At 71.7% G+C, this 1,589-nt stretch carries 2 protein-coding genes; both read right to left on the bottom strand.

Annotated features, from left to right (window positions below; genetic code table 11):
- A partial coding sequence (locus ACE3Q3_RS24335) for an amidase (protein ID WP_374450452.1) occupies positions 1 to 955 on the bottom strand: 955 nt, incomplete at its 3' end.
- A 4-nt stretch (positions 956 to 959) separates the two neighbouring features.
- Positions 960 to 1,589 (bottom strand): DUF2848 domain-containing protein (locus ACE3Q3_RS24330; protein ID WP_374450450.1); only part of this gene is annotated, 630 nt, incomplete at its 5' end.

Here is a 1,589-nt window from a genome sequence, read left to right as displayed (position 1 = left end):
CGATGCGGGCGCGGTGCAGAGCCCAGGCCTCGGCGACGGCGAAGCCGCCCTTGGCATTGGCGGCCGGGATCTCGTTCAGTTCCTCGAAATCGAACTCGACGATCCGTGCCCCGCCCTCGGACAGCCGCTGCAGGGCGGCGTCGAAGATGTCGGCCACCATCGGCTGGATGCCGTCGCGCACGATGTTGCGCGGCAGGCCGAAGCGGAGGCCGGCGAGCGGCGCCGCCTCCGGCACCGTCGGCGCGATGCCGGCCATGACCGCGTCGGTGACGGCGCAGCACGCCAGCGTCGGCGCCAGCGGCCCGACCGAATCGAGCGTCGTGGACAAGGGGAAGGCGCCCGCAGTCGGCACCCGCCGCGCGGTCGGCTTGAGCCCGGCGAGGCCGCAGAAGGCGGACGGGATGCGCACCGACCCGCCGGTATCGGAGCCGATCGCGACCGCAGCCATGCCATCGGTCACCGACACCGCCGCCCCCGAGGAGGAGCCGCCCGGAATGCGCCGGCAGGTCGCCCGCTCGAAGGGGGCCGCCGGCGTACCGTAGTGCGGGTTGAGCCCGACGCCGGAAAAGGCGAACTCGACCATGTTGGTGCGGCCGACGATGACGGCGCCCGCCGCCCGCAGGCGGGCGACGATCGGCGCGTCGGCCACGGCCGGCGGGGCATCGGCGAGCGCGATCGAGCCGGCCCGCGTCACCTGCCCCTGCTCGTCGAAGAGGTCCTTGACCGAGACCGGGATGCCGGCCAGCGGCGACGGGACGATGCCGTGGCGGCGCAGCCGGTCGGAGGCGTCGGCCGCCGCCCGGGCAGCATCGGCATGGACCACCATGAAGGCGGCCGCGCCCTCACCCGCCGGGTCGGCGATGCGGGCGAGCGCCGCTTCGGTCAGTTCGCGGCTGGTGGTGCGGCCGGCGGCGAGGTCGGCCGCCAGTTCGGCGATCGGACGCATGGTGCTCATGATGTCAGTCGATCCTGGGCAGGGCTTCGATGTCGTAGTAATGGCCGATGCGACGGCCCAGGACGGGGTCCTCGATCTCCATCTCGAAGCGCTCGGAATGGGCGAGCGGACCCATGGCGCCGATGGTGCCGCAGAAGAGGACGGTCCCCGCCTTCAGGCCCCCGTCGCCGCCGAGATAGCGCCGGGTCAGGTCGTCCGGATGCCGCATCGAGGCGAGCGGTCCTTCCTGGTAGAGCGCCCGGACCCCGTTGGTCGTCGTCCAGGAGCGGATGACGAGCCGGTCCCAGTGCCCGGCGACGTCGTCGAAACGCCAGGCGCGCCGCCCGATCACCTTCGGGCACATCTGCTTCGAGACGTTGATCGAATAGGCCTCGACCTTGCGGTCGGTATGGTCGGAGCCGACGGTCAGCCAGCGGCCGTCGTCGAGCGACACCACCACCGCCTCGACCTCGCCCGAGCTGTCGGTGCCCAGCACCTGGACCTTGTTCGCCTGGGTCAGGAAGCCGGCCGAAATGCGGAAGAAGAAGGGGAAAGTCTCCGGCATCTTCACGCCGATCGCCTTCATCTCCTCGAGGTGATGGTGGATCGCCGCCTCGTCGAGCGCGGTCATGCCGCCGACCACGATGTCGTGGAT

This window comes from Allostella sp., from assembly GCF_041913585.1.
GTDB lineage: Bacteria > Pseudomonadota > Alphaproteobacteria > ATCC43930 > Allostellaceae > Allostella.
Note: the sequence above shows the minus strand (reverse complement) of the source record. Positions and strands in the feature narration are given on the sequence as shown.